The sequence below is a fragment of the Saccharopolyspora ipomoeae genome, from assembly GCF_029952525.1.
GTDB lineage: Bacteria > Actinomycetota > Actinomycetes > Mycobacteriales > Pseudonocardiaceae > Saccharopolyspora > Saccharopolyspora ipomoeae.
In genome coordinates this window covers 121,841-141,161 of sequence record NZ_JASAOF010000014.1, presented here as the reverse complement: position 1 = coordinate 141,161, position 19,321 = coordinate 121,841, and the positions used below count along the sequence as shown (strand labels likewise).

The following is a 19,321-nucleotide window of genomic DNA, read 5'->3' as shown; positions in this document are numbered from 1 at the left end:
CGGTGCCGTGGACGCGTTCGGTGACCTCTTCCGGGGTGTGCGGGCCCAGGGCTCGTTGTTCGGCAGCACGACCCTGACCCCGCCCTGGTCGCTGCGCTTCGTCGACGGCGCGCCGCTGACGCTGGTCACCGTCCTCGACGGGCGGGGCTGGATCATCCCGGAGGGCGGTGAGCCCGAGCCGCTCCACGACCGCGACACCGTCGTGGTGCGCGGGCCGGGCGCGTTCACCGTCGTCGACGAGCCGGGGACCGCGGCGGAACCGCTGGACTGCGGCGAGTTCTGCTCGGCGCCCGAGCTGGGCGGTACCCGGCACCGGCTGGGCTGGCACGACCCGGGGGAGGGCGGTGGGGCGACGCTGATCGTCGGGGCCTACCCGCTGCGCGGCGAGATCAGCCGCAGGCTGCTGGAGGCGCTGCCGGTGGTGCTGCGGGTGGCCTCGGGCGGGACCGGTGATCCGGTGCTCGACCACCTCGCGGCGGAGGTCGCGGTGGACGCGCCGGGGCAGCAGCTGGTGCTCGACCGGCTGCTGGACTGGATGCTGGTGTGCACGTTGCGCGAGTGGTTCGACCGGCCCGGCGGCGAGCCCCCGGGCTGGTGGCGGGCCCAGCGCGATCCGGTGGTGGGTGAGGCGCTGCGGCTGCTGCACGCCGAACCGGCGGCGCCCTGGACGGTCGCCGCGCTGGCCCGGCGCGCCGGTGCGTCCCGCTCGACCCTGGCGAAGCGGTTCACGGACCTGGTCGGCGAACCGCCGCTGACCTACCTCACCCGCTGGCGCATGACCCTGGCGGCGGACCTGCTCGCCGAGGACGGTGCCAGGACGATCGCCGAGATCGCCCGCACCGTCGGCTACGCCGATCCCTTCACCTTCAGCGCCGCCTTCAAGCGGTTGCGCGGGACGACGCCCAGCGCTCACCGTCGTGCGGTGCTCACCACGGGACAGTTTTAGTCCTAACTGTCCGGACATTTCGGGCATTGATCATGGACAGTTATGGCTAAAACTGTCCGCTGCCGAGCACCGAACCCACCAGGACCACCGTCGTGGCGAGTTCCGAGGCGGCGCCGAGGACGTCGCCGGTGATCCCGCCGAAGCGGCGGCGGACGTGGCGGGTGAACAGCACCAACAACCCCGCGGCGACGAGGACGGAGACCGCTGCGGCTGGGCTGATCAGCAGCGCGGCCAGGGTCGCGATCAGCCACCAGCCGAGCACCAGCCACAGCGGCTGGCTTCCCGCGACGAGCGCGCCCATGCCCTCCGGGCGGGCCGAGGGCAGACCGGCGCGGCAGCACAGCACGAACGCCGCGCGGCCCGCGGCGCACGCCAGGACCAGCGCCCACGGCGTCGCCGCGAGCTCGCCGATGCTCACCGCCTGCACGCCGATCACCAGGATCAGCGCGACCACCGCGAACGGTCCGGCGCCGCCGTCGCGCATCACCTGCAGCGCGCGCTCCGGAGGCCCGTAGCAGCCGAGCCCGTCGACGCTGTCGGCCAGCCCGTCCACGTGCATACCCCTGGTGACCAGCACCAGCAGCGCCACCACGAGCAGTCCGGCCAGCAGCGGGGGAGCACCCAGGGCGTTGAGACCCCACAGCACCAGCGCCCCGATCCCGCCGACGAGGGCTCCGACCAGCGGGGCGAACGAGATCGCCTGCCGGCACGCGCGGTCGTCGACCTGACCCGCCCGCACCGGCAGCACCGTCAGCCAGGAGACCGCCAGGCGCAGCCCGTCGATCACGCCCCGGCCTCGTCGGAGCTGCCCGCGACCCCGGCTTCGTCGAAGGTGGCCATCTCGGCCAGCACCTTCACCGCCGCCGTCAGCACCGGCAGCGCCGTCAGCGCGCCGGAACCCTCGCCGAGCCGCAGCTGCATGTCCAGCACGGGTTCGAGGTCGAGGTGCTGCAGCACCATCGGGCCGCCCGGCTCGGCCGACCGGTGCCCGGCCAGCCACCACTGCCGCGCCCCGGGCGCGAGCTCCTCGGCGGCCAGCGCCGCGGCACCGACCACGACACCGTCGAGCAGCACCGGCGTCTTGCGCACCGCGGCCTGGGCGAGGAACCCGGCGAGCGCGGCGATGTCGGCCCCGGTGGAGGTGCGCAGCAGCGCCACCGGGTCGTTGTGGACCTTGCGGGCCCGGCGCAGCGCGTCCCGGATCGCGGCGGTCTTGCGCATCCACGCCTGGTCGTCGATGCCGGTGCCGCGCCCGACGACGGCGACCGGCTCGGTGCCGGTGAGCAGCGAGATCAGCACGGCGGCGGGCGTGGTGTTGCCGATGCCCATGTCCCCGGCGATGAGCAGATCGGCCCCCGAGTCGACCTCCTCGTCGGCGATGGTCCGCCCGGCCCGGATCGCGGCCCGCACCTCCTCGTCGGTGAGCGCGTCCTCGCGGTCGATGGCCCCGGAGCCGCGGCGCACCTTGTGCGCGCTGACCACCGGCGGGGTGTCGACGGCGACGGCCATGTCCACCACGCGCACGGTCGCGCCCGCGTGGGAGGCCAGCACGTTCACCGCGGCACCGCCGGAGAGGAAGTTCGCGACCATCTGCCCGGTGACCTCGGGCGGGTAGGCGGACACGCCGTGCTGCGCGATGCCGTGATCACCTGCGAAGACGACGACCCGCGCGCGGGCGGGCGGGCGCGGCGGGCAGGCGCCCTGCCGCCCGGCGAACCACACGCCCAGCTCCTCCAGCCGTCCCAGGGAACCGGCCGGCTTGGTCAGCTGCGCCTGCCGCGCCGCGGCTTCCCGCGAGGCCTGCTCGTCGGGCGCCGGGACCGGCGGGAACTCGATCATGCCGGGGTCGTTCTGTTCGGTGGACAAGCGAAAACCTCCGTGTTGAAAAACCGCAGCTCAGCAAGGCCCTGCGGGCTCATCGGACGCGCAGCGGACATCCGGCGACCAACAGCAGCACCTCGTCGCACACCGCCGCCAGCCTGGCGTTGAGCGAGCCGAGCTCGTCCCGGAACAGCCTTCCAGATCGCGTACCGGGCACGACGCCGAGGCCGACCTCGGCCGACACCAGCACGACCCGCCCGGCGCACCCGGCCACCGCCGACACCAGCGCGTCGCAGTGCCGCGCGACGACCGCCAGGGCGGCCGGATCCCGTTCCCACGCCCCGGCGTCGTCGAGCACCCCGGTCATCCAGGTCGCCAGGTCGTCCACCAGCACGTGCTCACCGCCACCGGCCTCGGCGAGGACCCGCCGCAGCGCCTCGGCGTCGGGCGCCTCCACGGTCCGCCAGCTCGAAGGCCGCCGAGCCACGTGCTGGGCGATCCGCTCGTTCCACTCGGCATCCGAAGGATCCCGCCGCGCCGTGGCCACGTACACCACCGCACCGTCCTCGGGCACCAACCCCTCGGCGTGCGCCGACTTCCCGGATCGAGCCCCGCCCAACACCAAAGACCGCACGAAACCTCCCGCACAACAACCGCCGAGACCGTACCCGGAGATCGCCCGGTCACCACCCCAGCCGTGTCGTGCGTCATCCCCCCGTCGCCAGGTGCTCGGTACACGAGCCGGTCCAGGGACGCGGGTAGGTCCAGGTGGCGGGCTCGGCAAGCGCCGCCCTGGACCGCGCCGTCACGGGTGCCGGTCAGGACCGGTAGCCGTGATCGTCCTGCTTCGGGAACTCGGTTTCCGCGTTGAGCCGGTTCGAGAGGCGCGAGGTGTGCTCGGTCTCGGTGGTGTCCTGCTGCTTGCGCTGCGGGGTCATGGGCGCCATCCCGAAACCACCCGCGCCCGAGGCGGCGGCGCCGTTGGCGTTCGGGCCCGCGAGACCCGCGGCCGGTGAACCCGGGACGGGTCCGGCGTGCGCGGCACCGCCGGGGCTCGGCGTCGACTGCGCACCGCCCGCGCCACCGGCCAGGGAGGCCGCGGCCGTCATGCCCGGCGAGGCGCTTCCGCCCGTGCCGAGGTGCGGGGACACGGCTGTCGCGCTGGAACCGGCCGCGCTGGAACCGGCCGCGCTCGAACCCGCCGCGCTGGAACCGGACGGGCTCGTGGCGCCCTCGGTGATCTGCCCGGCCTGGTCCGCGATCTTGCCCACCACGCCACCGATGGCGGTGACGACCTTCATGACCTCGTCGACGTGCCCCATCAGCCCCTGGGCGCTGTTGAGCAGGTTGCCCATGTGCCCGGAGATCCGGACGCCGTACTCGGTGGCGACCTGCACGACCTGGGGGATCGCCGCGGCGATGCTCCCGCCGAACGTGGCCTGGGCTGCCGCGATGGCCTGGTTCATGATGACGACGATCCGGCCGACGGCCTCGTTGACCAGGATCGTCACCTCGTTCGCCGTCTTGGCGGCCGCATCGCCCAGACCGGCCAGCGCCGCACCGAGACCGGAGGCGGCTTCCCCGAGCCCCTGGAGACCGCCGACGAGTTCCGCTGCGGTCTTGAGGTATTCGGTCGCCGCGGCGCCGGACCACCCGCTCGTCTCCGGGCCCGCCGCCTGACCGTAGGACTCGGAGATCGACGCGACTCCGCTGCCCATGTCCTGCAAGCCCTGCACGCCGGCGGCCACCGCGCCCGGGTCGCCCGCGAGCTGCTGCAGCGGTTCCCCCAGGAACGGCACGAGATCGGCCACGAACCCGAACCCCGAGCCGACCAGCGCCGACAGCGGGTCGCCGCCCGTCGCGGCACCGGTGTCGCCGCCGGACCCGTAGCTCCCGGAGTCCCAGCCGCCACCCCGGACCGCGTCGTTGGTGGAGCGCACGTCCGCGACGAGCGCCATGGTGCCCGCCGAGCCCAGCGGGAGGCTCATCTCCAGGCTCATCGGTCCTCCTTCGCCAGCAGCGCGACGCCCTCGTCGTCGGCGCGCTGGTAGTCCTCGGCGCTGCGCGCCAGTCCTCGGCTCACGCTGTCCAGGGCGCCCGAAGCGGCCGAAACCGCTTGGGCCGCTTGGGTCATGGCCTCGCCGAACCCCAGGGTGGCGAACTCCACGAAGCTGCCCAGCGCGTTGCCCGCCGGCCCGCCGGCCACCGCGCGGGCCGTCGAGGACAGGCCGTCGGACAGGCCCGCCACGGTGCTTGCGTGGGCGCGGATCTGCTCGTGGTCGACGTGGAACTCGGTGCTCATCAGACGATCACCCGCGGGTTGGCGAAGAAGTCGTCGTCGTCCTGCGGCGGTTCGTCGGTGTCGACCGGCATGTTCTCCCGGACGAATTCGAGCGCCGGCCCCTCGCCGAGGTAGTCGGTCATGATCTCCATGACGTGCGTGCCCACCATCCGCTGCGCCTGCTGGGTGGTGGTGAGGATGAGTTGCGCGAGCTTCTCGGCTTCGAGGGCTCGCGCCGCCGGGGTGAGCCGGATGTCCACCAGCGCCCCGCTCGGGCCGACCTGCACCGAGATCTCGCCGCGCGGGGAGGTCGCCGTGCCGTTGACCTGCTTGAGACTGGCGCTGGCGGCCTGCGCGTCGGCCGCCGCCCGGGCGAGCGTGGCGTCGTAGTCAGCGAGCCACTGCTGAGCTGAGTTCACCATGATTCCTCTCGAAACGTGTTCGGGTCAGCGCGGTTCGCGGGCGGTCGAGACGAGGTCGGTGAGCGCGGCCCGCACCACGGCGGGCCGCAGCGGGTTGAGGCTCACCCAGCCGCCGTCGGTCCGGTTCACCCGGAGCCTGCCGTGCGGACCGTCCAACCAGGACAGTTCCGCGCCTCGGCGCTCGTCGCCCCGGCTGGTCCGGCGGGTCGCGCCGAGCTGGCCGCGGCCGGTGAGCGCGGGCAGCACCGCGACCAGCCGGTCCAGCGCCCCCGGATCGCCGCCGCAGTCCCGGACGAGCTCCCGGAAGCGCCGCTGCTTGAGCCGGTCGTCGTCGATCTCGTTGAGCGCCGCCACGTCGTCCACGACGCGGTGCGGCAGGTTGATCGGCATCGACTTCGCCGGTGGGTGCTCCGGCACCAGCGCGACGAGCTCGTCCACGAGCGCCTTCGGCGCGACCCGGCGGATCCGCACGGTGGTGGCCGGGTCGCCGTCGAGCCGCTGCTCGAAGACCAGCACCGAGGAGCGGTAGAGCATCGCCAGCACAGCGCTCGCACCGGTCTCGTCGACCAGCACCAGGTCGACCGTGCCTCGGTACTGGCGCAGCGCGGTGACCAGCTCCGTCGCGGCCCCGGCGGGGCCGTCGTCGTCGGCGAGGCCGCGCAGCCGCAGGGTGTGCCCGGCCGCCGCGAACAGCGTCTCGCGCTCCCCGGCGATGCGCCCGAACGACGGGATGCGCAGCGGGAACGGCCAGGTCACCCCGGCGTGCGCGGCCAGCAGGTCGAGCTCGACCTGCCCGAAATCGATCCCCTCCCGCTTCGGACGGGTCGTCGCAGCGGTCATGTCGCAGAGTCCGCGCCGCGCAGCAAGTCCGCAGCGGTGGTGTCGGAGTGCTCGTACCCGGTCGCGGTGTCGTGCAGGGCGCTGTGGAAGTCGCCCAGCGCGGCGTGCGCCGCGGTGATCTCGCGGGTGAGACCGGATTCCCCTGCGCTCCGGCGCAGCCGCATCGCCAGGTGCAGCGCGGGCGGCGCGGTGCCCAGCATCGGCGTCCGGTCGGCGAGCTGCCGAGCGGAGGTCACCAGCCCGTCGGTCTGATCACCGACCTGGGACAGCTCCTTGGCCTGCGCGGCGAGGTCTTCCGTCGCGACGCGATATCCCTTGCTCAACGTTCACTCCTGCGTCAGCCGATGACCGGCGCGCTGGCCGGCCGGTCGTCGTCGAAAAGTCCGCGGTCGATGGTGGGCAGCTTGTTCTCGTGCACCTGCTCGTCGTCCTCACCGCTTGCCGCCCCGGCACGCCCGGGGGCCATGCCGCCCGCTCCGGCCGCGCCCAGGCCCCGGAGGGCTCCCGCCGCGCCGCCAAGCCCCGCGGTGGCCCGTCCCGCGCCGCCGCCCAGCGGATCGGCTCCGCCCACCAACTTCCCCCAAGGGACGCCGCCGGTGCCCGCTGCGCCGACCCCGGAGATCCCGGCGGCCGTCGTGGCGGCGGGCGCCGGTCCGCCTGCGGCGCCGGGGGTTCCGGGCGGAGCGATGGCGGCGCTGCTGCGGCGCAGCGCCGCCTCGTACTGCGTCATCACGTGCACCGCCTCGGCCTTCTTCGCGGCGGCGTTCGTCGAGGCCAGGAACATGCTGGTCCCCCCGGCCGCCGCCGCGCCGACGGCAGCGCCGATCATCGCGCCGGGCACCGCGCCGACACCGCCCGCGGCGGCGCCGATGACGCCGCCGACCACCGCGCCCGCACCTGCCCCGGCGACACCGGTGCCCGCCACGGTCCCGGTCGGATCACCGGGCGGTGGCGGCATCGAGTTGCGGGCCGACGACAGGGCGTCGCCCGCGTTCTGGGTGGCGTGCGAGACGGTGCTGGCGCGTTCGCCGACGCCGGAGGTCCGGTCGCCGATCAGGCCGAGCGCGCTGGTGGCGGCATCGGCCGATTCGCTGGTCCAGTGCTGCTGCATCGTCGACCGCTGCCGGTGCATCGCGTCGGCGTGACCGGCGAGCTCCGTGCTGTGCCTGCCCCACTCGTCGGCGATGCCGGTGACGTCGGCGGCGTCGGCGTTCTCCCACACCATCGCGTACAGCTGCTCGTGGGTGTAGGCGTTCCAGTTCGTCCCTTCGGGAGGGATCGGCGCGCCGAAGTAGCCCTCCCAGACGTTGGTCAGGGCGCGCACGACGGGCTTGCCCACCTCACCGGCCGGCCCCGCCTGGTCGAGCACCGAGGTGGTGGCCCTGGCCAGGTCCTGCACCCCGGCGGACGCGGTGGCGATGACGTTCGCCTCTCCGGAGTCGGTCATGTCCGGTCTCTGCCTTCCTCTGATCGGCCGTGCCGAGAGCCGAGCGCGGAGCGCTCGAAGACCTCGCGAGACGGGCGAGACCGCGGCGTTCGCCGGTGAACGCCGCGGTCTCGCCCCTGCGTGCCCCCCGCTGTCCCCATGCCAGCGACGCGCTCCAGCGCGATACCCACAGATCACCAGAACCGCGCGGCGGGAACATCGGCAATGTTGCCGATCTTCGTCGGCGGGCTAGCGCCGTTCCCGGTGCTTGACGGCGAGTTCGAGGCGCGACGAGCAGCCGAGCTTGCGCAGCACGCGCGAGACGTGGGAGTCCACGGTGCGCACCGACACGACCAACCGCTCGGCGACCTCGCGGTTCGTCAGCCCCTGCGCGACGAGCTCCACGACCCGCATCTCCGCGCCGGTGAGGCTGTCCCAGCCGTGCTTGGGCCGCCTGCGGGGGCCGGACGCCCCGAGCTGCACGCCGTGGGCGCGCAGGTGGGCGGCGGTCCGGTCGATCTCGCGGTGGGCGGCCATCGCCGCGAACTTGTCGATCGCGGCCGAGTAGGCCGCTTTGGCGGCGTCGGAACGACCGGCCGCCGCCAGCGCCACCGCGGCGTCCTGCGCGGCCTGCGCGGCGGCCAGCGGGGCGCTGCTGTCGGCGAAAGCCTGTGCGGCGGCCAGCAGTTCGTCCACGTCGTCGGCGATCAGGCTCCGGCAGTAGGTGATCGTGCTGTCGTCGTGGCTCCACTCCAGCATCCGCTCGGTCAACCGGCGGGCCAGGTCGCGCTCGCCGCCGGCGACCGCGATGCGCACCAGCGGCACGCAGACCGGTGCGATGGAGCGGTCGGTGGGCATGCCGCCACCGCCCTCGACGACGTCGCGCACGATCTTCACCGCGCGGCCCAGGTCCCCGTCGACTCCGGCCAGCAGCGCCCGGGTCACCGTCATCAGCGGCTGGTAGAACGTCGCCACCCCGTGCGGAACGGCCTGGTCGGCGAGTTCGGCGTGCTCGCGCCCGGCGGGCAGGTCTCCGCGGTTGACCAGGATCGTGGCAGCCACCGCGTGGAGCGGGCCCGCCATGCCGTGCTGGTGCGGCAGGGCGAGCCCGGCGTCCACCTCGGCGAGCGCCCGGTCCCACTCGCCGAACTTCAGCGCTGCGACGGCGGCGATGGTGTGCAGCCACGGCAGGAACCCCAGACCGATGCTGCGCGCGACCGGCCGCGCCTGGTCGATCGTGTCCATCACGGCCGGGTCCTCTTCGAGGTTCTGCACCACCGCCCGCAGCAGCCGCGACATCAGCCACTGGGCCGGTTCGTACGCCGAGACCTCCAGCAGCACCGACGCCCGGTCCAGCTGTTCGAGGGCCGCCGAGTAGTCGCGCGCCAGGCACTGCCCGATGGCCCTGATGTTGCACAGGTAGACCTCGACGAGCGGTTCGTCGGCGGCCTCGCTCGCCTCCGCCACCGCCCGTGCGGTGGCCTCCAGGTCACCGGTCAGCAGGTGGGCGTAGGCGTCGAGCGCCGCGAGCCTCGCGGGCAGCTTCCCGTTGCGGCGTTCGGGTTCCAGCACCGAGAGCGCGGTTCCGGGCGCGAACTCGCCGTTGGCGATGATTCCGAGCACGGCGAGCAGGCGGTGGCGGACGGGCGGATCCGGTTGGGCGAGAAGGATTTCCGCAGCGGCGCGGCGTGCCTGCTCGGCGCTTCCGCTCCACAGCAGCGCTTCGGTCCGGGCGGCGCGCAGCGCGGGCACCCGGGGGTCGCCGGGGGACAGCGCGGCCACCGCGCTTTCCAGCAGCCGCACGACTTTCGGCGAGGAGCGCGCGGTCAGCTGCTCGGCGTGCTCGGCTACCCAGCGCACCGCCCAGGCGTCCATCGGGGCGTGCGCGAGGTGATCGGCGATGCGCGCGACCGGCGCGTCGCGCTCGGCGAGCGCCCGCGCCACCGAACCGCGCAGACCTGCGGAGGTCGTGGCGATGTCGGTGCGGACCACCGGATGGCGCACCTGGACCTCACCGGAGCGCTCCTGCACCAAGCCGCGAGCGGACAGCCTCGCCACGGCGGTGAGCGCGTCGCTCGGCGTCGTCCCGCTCACCGCGGCGAGTTCGTCGACGGAGGCGGATTCGCCGAGCAGCGCGGCGCAGCGCAGCAGATCCACGTCGGCCCCGGCGAGACCGGCGGCCCACGCGCTGACCTGCGTGGCGCGGTCCCCGGCGGTGATCCGGCTCAACAACCACGGATTGCCCCCGGCCTCCCCGGCACGGGCCACGTCGGGTCGCATCGCCAGGACGGCGTCCTCGTCCAGCGGGTGCAGGTCGTGCACGATGCCGAGCCGGTCGAGCCCCGCGAAGCGGTCCGGGGCGACACCGCGGTGCCGACCAGTCACGATCAGCAGCGGCCTGCCGTAGATTCCTTCGGCGAGATCGTGCAGCGCGAGCAGGGTTTCGTCGTCGGCGCGGTGCAGGTCGTCGATGACGACCAGCGCGGGCTCCTCCCACTCCGGAGTCCCGGCGGACAGCGGCGTGCGTCCTTCCGGCGGCAGCACGGGAACGCGGTACCCGCGCAGCCCGGAGTCCCGCATGGCCGAGAGGTGCGCTTCCAGCAAGGAGGTGACTCCGAGCCCCGGGTCGGCCCGCACCATGACCAGCGCACCCTGCCCGACCATCGCGGCCGAAGCGGCTTCGGCCAGAAATCGCAACGACTCGTGCCGCCCGTGGAGCGTCACGCGACCCCCAGCTGTTCGGTCTGTGTGCCCGAGCACCAGTGCACCCGCACCTCAGACTACGGCGAACCCACCACGCCCACACCGGTTTCGCCCAATTGACGGAGATCGTGCCCCGGCGCTCACGAGCGCTCGGTGAGGTGGTGGGTTTCCTGGTCGAAATTCGAGCAGGAACATGTCACCAAGGGGCGGGTCGACGGATCATCGTTGAGGCCTCGCGGGTGTGAAAGGCCCGGCTCGGCGTCGGTTTCCCCGCATCGCGCCGAGCCGTGGGGCCGGTCGGTACTGGTCGTGCCGACCGGCCTTGGGTTCAGTGGTTGGCCGTGTGGGGCTTGGGGGTGGGGAGGTTGGCGTTCTCGCGGATTCTGGTGGCGTGGCGGTCGATCGAGGTGAGGGCTGCTGCGACGTCGTCGGGGGTGACCTCGAAGGGCATCGAGTGGATGGTTTCGCCCTCGGCTGCTGCTGCGGTGGCCACGGCTCGGATCGTGTCCGCGTCGTCGGGGCGGATGCCGACCTCGGTGAGGGTGGTGGGCAGGCCGACGGCGGTGGTGAACTCGATGAACTCGCGCAGCTCGGCGGGGGCGGCGCCCTCCAGGACCAGCTGGGCGACCGAGCCCAGGTTGACCTTCTGGCCGTGGGCGAGGCCGTGGGTGGCGGCGACCGAGGTCAAGCCGTTGTGGATCGCGTGGGCAGCGGCCAGCCCGCCCGACTCGAAGCCCAGGCCCGACAGCAGCGTGTTGGCCTCGATGACCTTCTCCACCGCCGGGGTCACCTGGTTGTCGCGGACCGCGTCGATCGCCGGCAGCGAGTTCTCCCACAGGACGTCCCAGCTCAGCTGGGCCAGCGCGGTGCCGGTGACCGTGGGCAGGCCGCCCGCCATCGTCGCCGACCCCGACCGGGACGTGGCGCGGGCCTCCAGCCAGGTCGCCAGCGCGTCGCCGACACCGGCGACGAGGAACTCCGCCGGGGCGTTCGCGACGATCTGCGAATCGACCAGCACCAGGTCGGGGTTGCGGGGGAAGAACCGGTACGCCTCGAACTCGCCGTCCTCGGTGTAGATCACCGACAGGGCGCTGCACGGGGCGTCCGTCGAGGCCACCGTGGGTGCGTTCGCCCAGCGGACGCCGGCCAGGTGACCCGCGGCCTTCACCGCGTCGATCGTGCTGCCGCCGCCGATCGCGACCACCACGTCGGCTCCCGTCGAGGTGATCTCGCCGACCAGCCGGTCCACCTCCTTCGAGCTCGGCACACCGCCGAAGCCCCGGCGAACGACCGGCAGCCCCGCCGCGGACAGCGACGCCTCCACGTCGTGGCCGACGAAGCCCCAGACCACGTCGTCGGCGACGAGCAGCGGCTTCGCACCGATCTGCGCCACGTGCTTGCCGAGCTGGTGGATCGCTCCCGCGCCCTGCACGTACCGGGCCGGGCTGATCATCGTGCGGATCGTCATGGTCGCCGCTCCTTCGGGGCTGCCGGGGATGAGATCGGCCGAGCGTAGGAGCGGTGAGCGGGCGGCAGCAGGCCGAGCCTGTCTCAACTTGAGACGGCCGCGCGAAAGAAGACGCGCCCCGCTCACGAGCGGGGCGCGCCGGTGGAGCCGCGAGATCAGTTGATCTTGGCGATGTCCTTGGGCGAGTAGCGCGGGCGCGGAACCCGCAGCTTGCGGATCTGCATCGCACGGGTGAACGCGTACCAGCCCAGCGAGAACGGCCGGTCCTTGTGGTCCGGGAACTTGGCCCGCACCCGCTTGTTGACGTAGCGGCCCAGCAGCGAACCCTCGATCACCATCATGATCAGCAGGAACAGGCAGAACAGCGTCGCGTACTGCTGGATGAGCATGTTCTGCGCCAGCGTGGTGGCGAACACGATCAGCACCAGCGGCATGAACAGGCCCATCAGGTGCCTGCGGGTGTCCACCAGGTCGCGCACGTGAGCGCGCACCGGGCCCTTGTCGCGGGGCATGAGGTAGCGGTCGTCGCCCTGCATCATGCGCTCGCGGCGCTCGGTGGCGGCCTTGCGGCGCTCCTCCTTGTTGCCCCGGGCGCGCTTGACCGCTTCGCGCTGGGTCATCGGGGGCGGCGGAACCGGGCCGCGCCGCTTGCCCTCGGCCTCACGCCGCGAGGGCGTGGGCTTGCCCTTCTTGGGGGTGTGATTCTGCGCGCGCTCCTCCGCGGACTGCTCGACCTCGGTCTCGGCGTCCGTGCTGGCGGTCTGCTCTGCGCTGCTGCGGCGAAGGAACCTCACACCCCCAGGTTATGTGACGCGCCCAGCGGTCTTGCAGGAGGCTCAGCCGGCTTGCAGGAGACCGTCCGGTACGTCCGCGCTCACCACGTCACACCTGATCGGCCCGGGCTTATGCCACCATGTAGGGAGGAGACGAAACCGTCCCCGGGTTCGCCCGCGGGAATACCCCGGATCCGGACGTGGTTGAACGTCACGCCGGAATCGGAGAGCGAGACCACGAGGGAGTGTCCATGACCGCCCCGAACACCACTGAGACCGAGGCGCCCGCTCACGGTGTCACGCTGACCGACTCTGCTGCCCAGAAGGCCAAGGCCCTGCTGGACCAGGAGGGTCGCGATGACATGCACCTGCGCATCGCCGTCCAGCCGGGTGGCTGCGCCGGTCTGCGCTACCAGCTCTTCTTCGACGAGCGCAGCCTCGACGGCGACGCTCGCCGCGACTTCGAGGGCCTCGGCGTGGTCGTCGACCGGATGAGCGCCCCCTACCTGGAGGGCGCGGTCATCGACTTCGTCGACTCCATCGAGAAGCAGGGCTTCACGATCGACAACCCCAACGCGGGCGGTTCGTGCGCCTGCGGTGACTCGTTCCACTGATCGAGCCTTTTCCGGCATCGAGGCCGGCACCCGCTCGGGTGCCGGCCTCGATGCTGCTCAGGCCGTGCTGACGACGCGGACGATCTCGTCGTCGAGCACGATCTCGTCGCCGTCGACGAGCTGACGGCCGCGGCGGGTCTCCACCGCGCCGTTGACCTTGACCAGGCCTTCTTCCAGCACGTCCTTGGCCTCGGCGCCGTGCTCGACCAGCCCGGACAGCTTCAGCAGCTGCCCCAGCCGGATCATGTCGTCGGAGATCTCCACATCGCGCATGCCCCCATTGTCTGCCGCGCCCGGGTGGAAACGGGGACGGACCTCGACGTGAGCGCTACGGTTGACGCTTCCGTCACCTTCCGTAGTGAAATGGAGGCGCGCTGTGTCCGTCGCAGTGACCGGCAGCATCGCCAGCGACCACCTGATGCACTTCCCCGGCAGGTTCACCGACCAGCTGGTCTCCGACAGCCTGCAGCAGGTCTCGTTGAGCTTCCTCGTCGACGACCTCGTGGTGCGGCGCGGTGGCGCCGCGGCCAACATCGCCTTCGCGCTCGGCGTGCTGGGCCGGGACCCGGTGCTGGTGGGGGCCGTGGGCGAGGACTTCGCGGACTACCGGTCGTGGCTGGAGCGCCACGGCGTGAACTGCGACGGCGTGCACGTCTCCGAGTACGCCCACACCGCGCGGTTCGTGTGCACCACCGACCAGGCCTTCAACCAGATCGCCTCCTTCTACGCCGGGGCGATGACCGAGGCGCGCAACATCGAGCTCGCGCCGGTGGTCGCCGAGCACGACATCGACCTGGTGCTGATCAGCCCGAACGACCCGAAGGCCATGCTGCGGCACGCGGACGAGTGCAGGCAGCGCGGCTACCGCTTCGCCAGCGACCCGTCGCAGCAGCTCGCGCGGCTCAGCGGCGAGGAGATCCGGCGGATGGTCTCGGGCGCCGACTACCTGTTCGCCAACCACTACGAGTGGGGCCTGCTGCTGCAGAAGACCGGCTGGAACGAGGACGACGTGCGCGGCGAGGTCGGTGTTCGCATCACCACGCTCGGCGCCGACGGGGCCGAGATCGTCGACCGCGACGGGCAGCGGCTTGAGGTGCCCGCCGTTCCGGAGGTGGCGCGGGCCGACCCGACGGGCGTCGGGGACGGGTTCCGCGCCGGGTTCCTCGCCGCCGTCCAGAGCGGCCTGTCGCTGGAGCGGGCGGCGCAGCTGGGCTCGCTCATCGCGGTGCACGTCCTGGAGGTCACCGGGACCCAGGAGTGGACCCTCGACCACGGCCGGGCCGCCAAGCGCTTCGCCGAGGCGTACGGGCAGGACGCGGCCGACGAGATCGCGGCGGTGCTGCCGCTGTAACCGCGACCGGGCCCGGTCCGGGTGCTGCTGCGCGGCCGTTGATTCGCATTGAATTGCAAGAATTTGCGAAGTGTTATTGCTGGTAAATTGCCGGTTCGGTTGGCGTATTGACTTAACTCGCGCAAGAAAATGTGATCGTAGGCGTTCGCTTCACCGCTCGACGACGCGAAGGAGAAGGTCATGCGATTACCGGCGATAGCGCTGGCCGCCGCCGTGGTCGGCACCGCCCTGGTGCCCGCCGCGTTCGGCCAGGCCCCGGCCCCCGGTCCGGCCACCGCTCCCGTGACCGGACCGATCGTGCAGATGTTCCAGTGGAACTGGGACTCGATCGCCAACGAGTGCACCGGCTTCCTCGGGCCGAAGGGCTACGGCGCCGTCCAGGTCTCGCCGCCGCAGGAGCACATCGTGCTGCCCGAGGCCGGGCACCCCTGGTACCAGGACTACCAGCCGGTCAGCTACCAGATCGAGAGCCGCCGCGGGAACCGCGAGCAGTTCGCCAACATGGTCAAGACCTGCAACGACGCGGGCGTGCAGATCTACGCCGACGCCGTGGTCAACCACATGGCCGGGTCCGACGGCGACCACCCGGGCAGCGCGGGGTCGGAGTTCACCAAGTACGACTACCCGGGCACCTACTCGGACGCGGACTTCCACGACTGCCGCCGCGACATCGCCAACTACGAGGACAAGTGGGAGGTCCGCAACTGCGAGCTCGTCGGTCTCTCCGACCTCAAGACCGAGAGCGACTACGTCCGCCAGCGCGAGACCGCCTACCTCAACGACCTGATCAGCCTGGGCGTGTCGGGCTTCCGGGTCGACGGGGTCAAGCACATGCCTCCGGAGGACGTCGGCGCGATCTTCGGCGGTCTCGACGCCGTTCCCGGGACCGGGCAGAAGCCCTACGTGTTCCAGGAGGTCATCGCCGACTCCACCACGACGGCGGGGGAGTACACCGGCAACGGTGACGTCACCGAGTTCGCCTACCACGGCAAGGTCAGCGACGCGTTCAAGAACGGTTCGCTCGCGCAGCTGGCCGACCTGGGCAGTTCGATGACCCTGCCCAGCGAGCAGGCCGTCGTGTTCATCGACAACCACGACACCCAGCGCAGCACGCCGACCCTGACCTACAAGGACGGCGCGGCCTACGACCTGGGCGTGGCCTTCGAGCTCGCCTACCCGTACGGCACGCCGCAGCTCATCTCCGGTTACGCCTTCGACAACTCCGACCAGGGCCCGCCCGCGGAGACCGACGGCACGACCAAGCCCGCGAACTGCGACGACCAGGCGTGGGTGTGCGAGCACCGGCACCCGGTGATCGCCGGGATGGCCGGGTTCCACGGCGCCGTCGCCGGCACCGGTCTCAGCAACTGGTGGGACAACGGCGGCGGGCAGATCGCCTTCGGCCGCGAGGACAAGGGCTTCGTGGTGATCAACCGCGAGGGCGGCGAGCTGTCGCAGACCTACCAGACCTCGTTGCCCGCGGGCAGCTACTGCGACGTGATGTCCGGTGAGCTCGCCGACGGTGCCTGCACCGGCCGGACGATCGACGTCGGCGACGACGGCAAGTTCACCGCCACCGTCGCTCCGAACTCCGGAGTCGCCCTCCACGCCGGAGCCAAGCTCGGCTGACCGGGCCCGACACCTCGACGGGTGGGGAGGTTTTCATGAAAACCTCCCCACCCATCGAGGATGACAGTTTTCATGAGAACTTCCCCACCACTGAGGTCCGGAGTTCTCCGTCGCACCTTCTCATCCTTGGGAGGACGCAGTTTCCATGTGAACCTCTCGGCCTCGGGGGAGGGGAAGTTTTCATGAGAACTGCGCCGTCGTTGAGAAGTTCGTCAGGACTCCGAGTCCATGAGGGCTTCCGCCACCGCGGTGATGTCTTCCGGGCGGACTCGGCAGCAGCCTCCGACGAGGAGGGCTCCGGCGTCGCGCCAGCGGCGGGCCTGCTGCGGGGACAGGCGGGCATCGCCGGTCCAGGCGTGCTGCTCGGCGTCCCAGCCCTCGCCGCTGTTGGGGTAGGCGACCAGGGGCTTCGCCGTTGCGGCGCGGGCGGTTTCGAGCGCCGGGAGGACGTCCTCGGGCGCTGAGCAGTTGATGCCGATGGCGGTGACCGCGTCCGACTCGGCCAGCGCGAACGCGTCGGCGAGCGGCTGGCCACCTCGGGTGCGGACGCCGTCGACGGTGAACGACAGCCACGCCGGGACACCCAGCCCCTCCACGGCTTCGACCAGGACCTCGGCCTCGGAGAGCTCCGGGATGGTCTCCAGCGCGAGGATGTCCGGGGCGGCGCTCGCCAGCGTCTCCAGGCGGGGCAGGTGGAACTCGCGCAGCTGCTGCTTGGTCAGCCCGTAGTCGCCGCGGTACTCGGAACCGTCGGCCAGCGTCGCGCCGTAGGGTCCGACGGAGGCGGCGACCCACCGGCGCTCGCCCGGCTCCACCTCACCGGCCAGCCGCGCGAGCTCGACGCTGCGCCGCATCAGCCGCTCCGCCCCGGCGCGGTCCAGGCCGCGCTCGGCGAACCCCTCGAACGACGCCTGATAGCTGGCGGTGGTGGCGACGTCGGCGCCCGCGCGGTAGAACGCGGCGTGCGCGGCCACGATCTCCTCAGGGGCATCGGTCAGCAGGCGAGCCGACCACAGCGCGTCGGCGAGCTCGTGCCCCATCGCCTCCAGCTCCGTGGCCAACCCGCCGTCGAGCACCAACGGCCGGTCGAGCCTGAATTCCGCCATGCCGTCCAGCGTAGTGGTGTCGCACAACGCCGACCCCTCCGAAACCCGGCGTGGGAGAATCGAATTTCACGCGAGATCCCAAGCGGAGGTTCCGGACTCGAACTTCGCGGCGAAGTCCGGGCCGCTCAGCCCTTCACGCTGCCCGCCGCCAGACCCGAGACCAGGAAGCGCTGCACGGCGTAGAACACGATCACCGCCGGGATCGCCACCAGCACCGAGGCCGCCGCGAGGTGACCCCACTCGGCCCGGTTCTGCTGCACGAACACCTGCAACCCGACCGCGAGGGTCTTCGACTCGTCGGCCGCGGACAGGAACGCCGAGGCGAACGCGACCTCGCTCCAGGCCACGATGAACGAGTAGAAGCCGGTCACCGCCAGCCCAGGCCGGGCCAGCGGCAGCACCAGACGCCAGAACACGCCCCACGGCGAGAGCCCGTCGACCCGGCCGGCCTCGTCGATGTCGGCCGGGATGCCGTCGAAGTAGCCCTTGAGCATGAACGTGCAGAACGGGATCGCGGTGCTGCAGTACACCAGCACCAGACCGAGCGCGCTGCCCTGCAACCCCAGGGTGAGCAGGACGTTGTACAGCGGCACGATCAGCACCGCGAACGGGAACATCTGCACGACCAGGAACGACAGCAGCATCCAGTGCCTGCCCGGGAACCGGAAGCGGCTCAGCGCGTAGGCGGTGCTGGCCGCCAGCAGCACGCCCAGCACCGTGGTCAGCGCCGCGATGAGCACCGAGTTGCCGAACCACGCCAGGAACGAGCCCTTCGCGCCGCTGAGCACGTCGGCGTAGTTGTCCAGGCTGGAGTCGGCGAACAGCGTCGGCGTCGCCTCGACGGCCTTGGCGTCGGGCTTGAACGACACCACCACGACCCAGAACACCGGGAACACCGCGATCAGCGACGCCAGGACCAGCGCGCCGTGCAACCCGATGCTCGCCCACGTCGAACGCCTTCCCCGGCCCCGAGGCCGGGCCGCGGCGGAGGACGCCCGCAGGGACGCCGCGTCGATGCTCATCACAACACCTCTCCTTGCCGCGCCATCGCGCGGCGGTAGATCGCGGCGAAGACCAGCAGCACCGACAGGATCAGCACGCCGTAGGTGGAGGCGATCGCGTAATCCCTGGTGGCGCCGGAGAAGAACCGCTCGAAGGCGTAGGTCACCAGGATCCGGGTGTGCGGGTTGTTGCCGGTGATCAGGTAGATGACCGGGAACATGTTGAACGTCCAGATCACGCCGAGCAGCACCACGCTGCTCGACACCGGCCGCAGCCCCGGCAGCGTCACGTGGACGAACCGCTGCCAGGGCGTCGCGCCGTCCATCTCCGCGGCCTCGTAGAGGTCCGACGGGATGGCCTGCAGCCCGCCGAGCAGGGCCACCATCATGAACGGCACGCCCAGCCACACGTTGACCACGATCACCGACACCAGCGCCAGGTCCGACTGCCCGAGCCACACCTGACCGGGCAGCCCCAGCGCCTCCAGGGCCCAGTTGACCAGCCCGTACTCGGCGTTGAGCAGGTAGCGCCAGGCGAATGCGCTGATGAACACCGGCACCGCCCACGGCAGGATCAGCAGCACCCGGTACAGCCCGCGCCCGCGCATCCGCCGGTTGAGCAGCATCGCCAGGCCCAGCCCGATGCCGTAGTGGCAGACCACGCACGCGAACGTCCAGATCACGGTGCGCACCAGCGTCGACCAGAACGACCCGAACGCCGCCGAACCGGACAGCACGTTGAGGTAGTTGTCCCAGCCGACGAAGGAGTACCGCGCCTCCCGGTCCAGGACGGGGTTGGCGATGGTGGTGTCGTTGATGTCGGTGAACCCGAAGTAGAGGCCCTGCAGCAACGGCAGCACGACCAGCAGCGCGAGGACCGCGACCACCGGCAGCACCATCGCGTAGCCGAACCAGTACCGGGCGAGGAGGTTCCGCATGG

Annotated in this window: 20 protein-coding genes; 4 read left to right on the top strand and 16 right to left on the bottom strand. The window is 72.0% G+C overall.

Translation table 11 applies throughout. From position 1 onward, the window contains the following. Window positions 1-7 precede the first annotated feature (7 nt). Entirely contained in the window at window positions 8-946 is a 939-nt protein-coding gene (locus QFW96_RS20615; protein ID WP_281457324.1) for an AraC family transcriptional regulator, read from the top strand. Window positions 947-992: 46 nt separating this feature from the next. Here the strand turns inward: QFW96_RS20615 and cobS are convergent, their stop codons facing one another. From cobS to QFW96_RS20555, 12 genes are all read right to left on the bottom strand, one after another. Continuing rightward, on the bottom strand, window positions 993-1,730 hold the full coding sequence (cobS, locus tag QFW96_RS20610; protein ID WP_281457355.1) for an adenosylcobinamide-GDP ribazoletransferase: 738 nt from the start codon (window positions 1,728-1,730) through the stop codon (window positions 993-995). Further along, a complete protein-coding gene (gene cobT, locus QFW96_RS20605) occupies window positions 1,730-2,785 on the bottom strand; it encodes a nicotinate-nucleotide--dimethylbenzimidazole phosphoribosyltransferase (RefSeq protein ID WP_281457354.1) in 1,056 nt (351 codons plus the stop codon). Before cobT ends, cobS begins: the two co-directional genes overlap by 1 nt. A gap of 76 nt (window positions 2,786-2,861) precedes the next feature. Next, the gene (cobU, locus tag QFW96_RS20600; RefSeq protein WP_281457323.1) at window positions 2,862-3,401 is read right to left on the bottom strand and encodes a bifunctional adenosylcobinamide kinase/adenosylcobinamide-phosphate guanylyltransferase; all 540 of its coding nucleotides are present in this window, start codon (window positions 3,399-3,401) and stop codon (window positions 2,862-2,864) included. A gap of 184 nt (window positions 3,402-3,585) precedes the next feature. Further along, window positions 3,586-4,767, bottom strand: a complete 1,182-nt coding sequence (locus tag QFW96_RS20595) for a hypothetical protein (protein WP_281457322.1) — start codon at window positions 4,765-4,767, stop codon at window positions 3,586-3,588. After that, window positions 4,764-5,069: a type VII secretion target gene (locus QFW96_RS20590; protein WP_281457321.1), complete on the bottom strand. Its 306-nt coding sequence runs from the start codon at window positions 5,067-5,069 to the stop codon at window positions 4,764-4,766. The genes QFW96_RS20595 and QFW96_RS20590 overlap by 4 nt, the downstream gene beginning before the upstream one ends. Continuing rightward, complete coding sequence (locus QFW96_RS20585) at window positions 5,069-5,470, bottom strand: YbaB/EbfC family nucleoid-associated protein (protein ID WP_281457320.1); 402 nt, start codon at window positions 5,468-5,470, stop codon at window positions 5,069-5,071. The genes QFW96_RS20590 and QFW96_RS20585 overlap by 1 nt, the downstream gene beginning before the upstream one ends. Before the next feature lie 24 nt (window positions 5,471-5,494). Beyond that, window positions 5,495-6,310: an ESX secretion-associated protein EspG gene (locus tag QFW96_RS20580; RefSeq protein ID WP_281457319.1), complete on the bottom strand. Its 816-nt coding sequence runs from the start codon at window positions 6,308-6,310 to the stop codon at window positions 5,495-5,497. After that, window positions 6,307-6,633: a hypothetical protein gene (locus QFW96_RS20575; protein WP_281457318.1), complete on the bottom strand. Its 327-nt coding sequence runs from the start codon at window positions 6,631-6,633 to the stop codon at window positions 6,307-6,309. The genes QFW96_RS20580 and QFW96_RS20575 overlap by 4 nt, the downstream gene beginning before the upstream one ends. Window positions 6,634-6,647: 14 nt before the next feature. Continuing rightward, window positions 6,648-7,757, bottom strand: a complete 1,110-nt coding sequence (locus QFW96_RS20570; protein WP_281457317.1) for a hypothetical protein — start codon at window positions 7,755-7,757, stop codon at window positions 6,648-6,650. A 228-nt stretch (window positions 7,758-7,985) separates the two neighbouring features. Further along, window positions 7,986-10,460, bottom strand: a complete 2,475-nt coding sequence (locus tag QFW96_RS20565) for a LuxR family transcriptional regulator (RefSeq protein ID WP_281457316.1) — start codon at window positions 10,458-10,460, stop codon at window positions 7,986-7,988. Window positions 10,461-10,767: 307 nt separating this feature from the next. After that, window positions 10,768-11,907 carry a glycerol dehydrogenase gene (locus QFW96_RS20560; RefSeq protein WP_281457315.1) on the bottom strand — a complete coding sequence of 380 codons (1,140 nt, stop codon included), beginning with the start codon at window positions 11,905-11,907 and terminating at the stop codon, window positions 10,768-10,770. Window positions 11,908-12,062: 155 nt separating this feature from the next. Continuing rightward, window positions 12,063-12,701, bottom strand: a complete 639-nt coding sequence (locus tag QFW96_RS20555; RefSeq protein WP_281457314.1) for a DUF3043 domain-containing protein — start codon at window positions 12,699-12,701, stop codon at window positions 12,063-12,065. A gap of 230 nt (window positions 12,702-12,931) precedes the next feature. Here QFW96_RS20555 and QFW96_RS20550 point away from each other — a divergent pair, with 230 nt between their 5' ends. Continuing rightward, entirely contained in the window at window positions 12,932-13,294 is a 363-nt protein-coding gene (locus tag QFW96_RS20550) for a HesB/IscA family protein (RefSeq protein WP_093416791.1), read from the top strand. A gap of 57 nt (window positions 13,295-13,351) precedes the next feature. Here the strand turns inward: QFW96_RS20550 and QFW96_RS20545 are convergent, their stop codons facing one another. Next, window positions 13,352-13,567, bottom strand: a complete 216-nt coding sequence (locus QFW96_RS20545; RefSeq protein ID WP_281457313.1) for an RNA-binding S4 domain-containing protein — start codon at window positions 13,565-13,567, stop codon at window positions 13,352-13,354. 145 nt (window positions 13,568-13,712) lie between these two features. Here QFW96_RS20545 and QFW96_RS20540 point away from each other — a divergent pair, with 145 nt between their 5' ends. Both QFW96_RS20540 and QFW96_RS20535 read left to right on the top strand, forming a co-directional pair. Beyond that, window positions 13,713-14,645 carry a carbohydrate kinase family protein gene (locus tag QFW96_RS20540; RefSeq protein WP_281457353.1) on the top strand — a complete coding sequence of 311 codons (933 nt, stop codon included), beginning with the start codon at window positions 13,713-13,715 and terminating at the stop codon, window positions 14,643-14,645. Window positions 14,646-14,825: 180 nt separating this feature from the next. Further along, a complete protein-coding gene (locus QFW96_RS20535) occupies window positions 14,826-16,274 on the top strand; it encodes an alpha-amylase (protein ID WP_281457312.1) in 1,449 nt (482 codons plus the stop codon). Window positions 16,275-16,486: 212 nt separating this feature from the next. Here the strand turns inward: QFW96_RS20535 and mmuM are convergent, their stop codons facing one another. The 3 genes from mmuM to QFW96_RS20520 form a co-directional block, all read right to left on the bottom strand. Next, window positions 16,487-17,380 (bottom strand): homocysteine S-methyltransferase, encoded by an 894-nt coding sequence (gene mmuM / locus QFW96_RS20530; protein WP_281457311.1) that lies wholly within the window; start codon window positions 17,378-17,380, stop codon window positions 16,487-16,489. Window positions 17,381-17,505: 125 nt separating this feature from the next. Further along, window positions 17,506-18,402: a sugar ABC transporter permease gene (locus tag QFW96_RS20525; protein ID WP_281457310.1), complete on the bottom strand. Its 897-nt coding sequence runs from the start codon at window positions 18,400-18,402 to the stop codon at window positions 17,506-17,508. Then, window positions 18,402-19,319 carry a carbohydrate ABC transporter permease gene (locus QFW96_RS20520; RefSeq protein WP_281457309.1) on the bottom strand — a complete coding sequence of 306 codons (918 nt, stop codon included), beginning with the start codon at window positions 19,317-19,319 and terminating at the stop codon, window positions 18,402-18,404. The genes QFW96_RS20525 and QFW96_RS20520 overlap by 1 nt, the downstream gene beginning before the upstream one ends. Window positions 19,320-19,321: the final 2 nt, after the last annotated feature.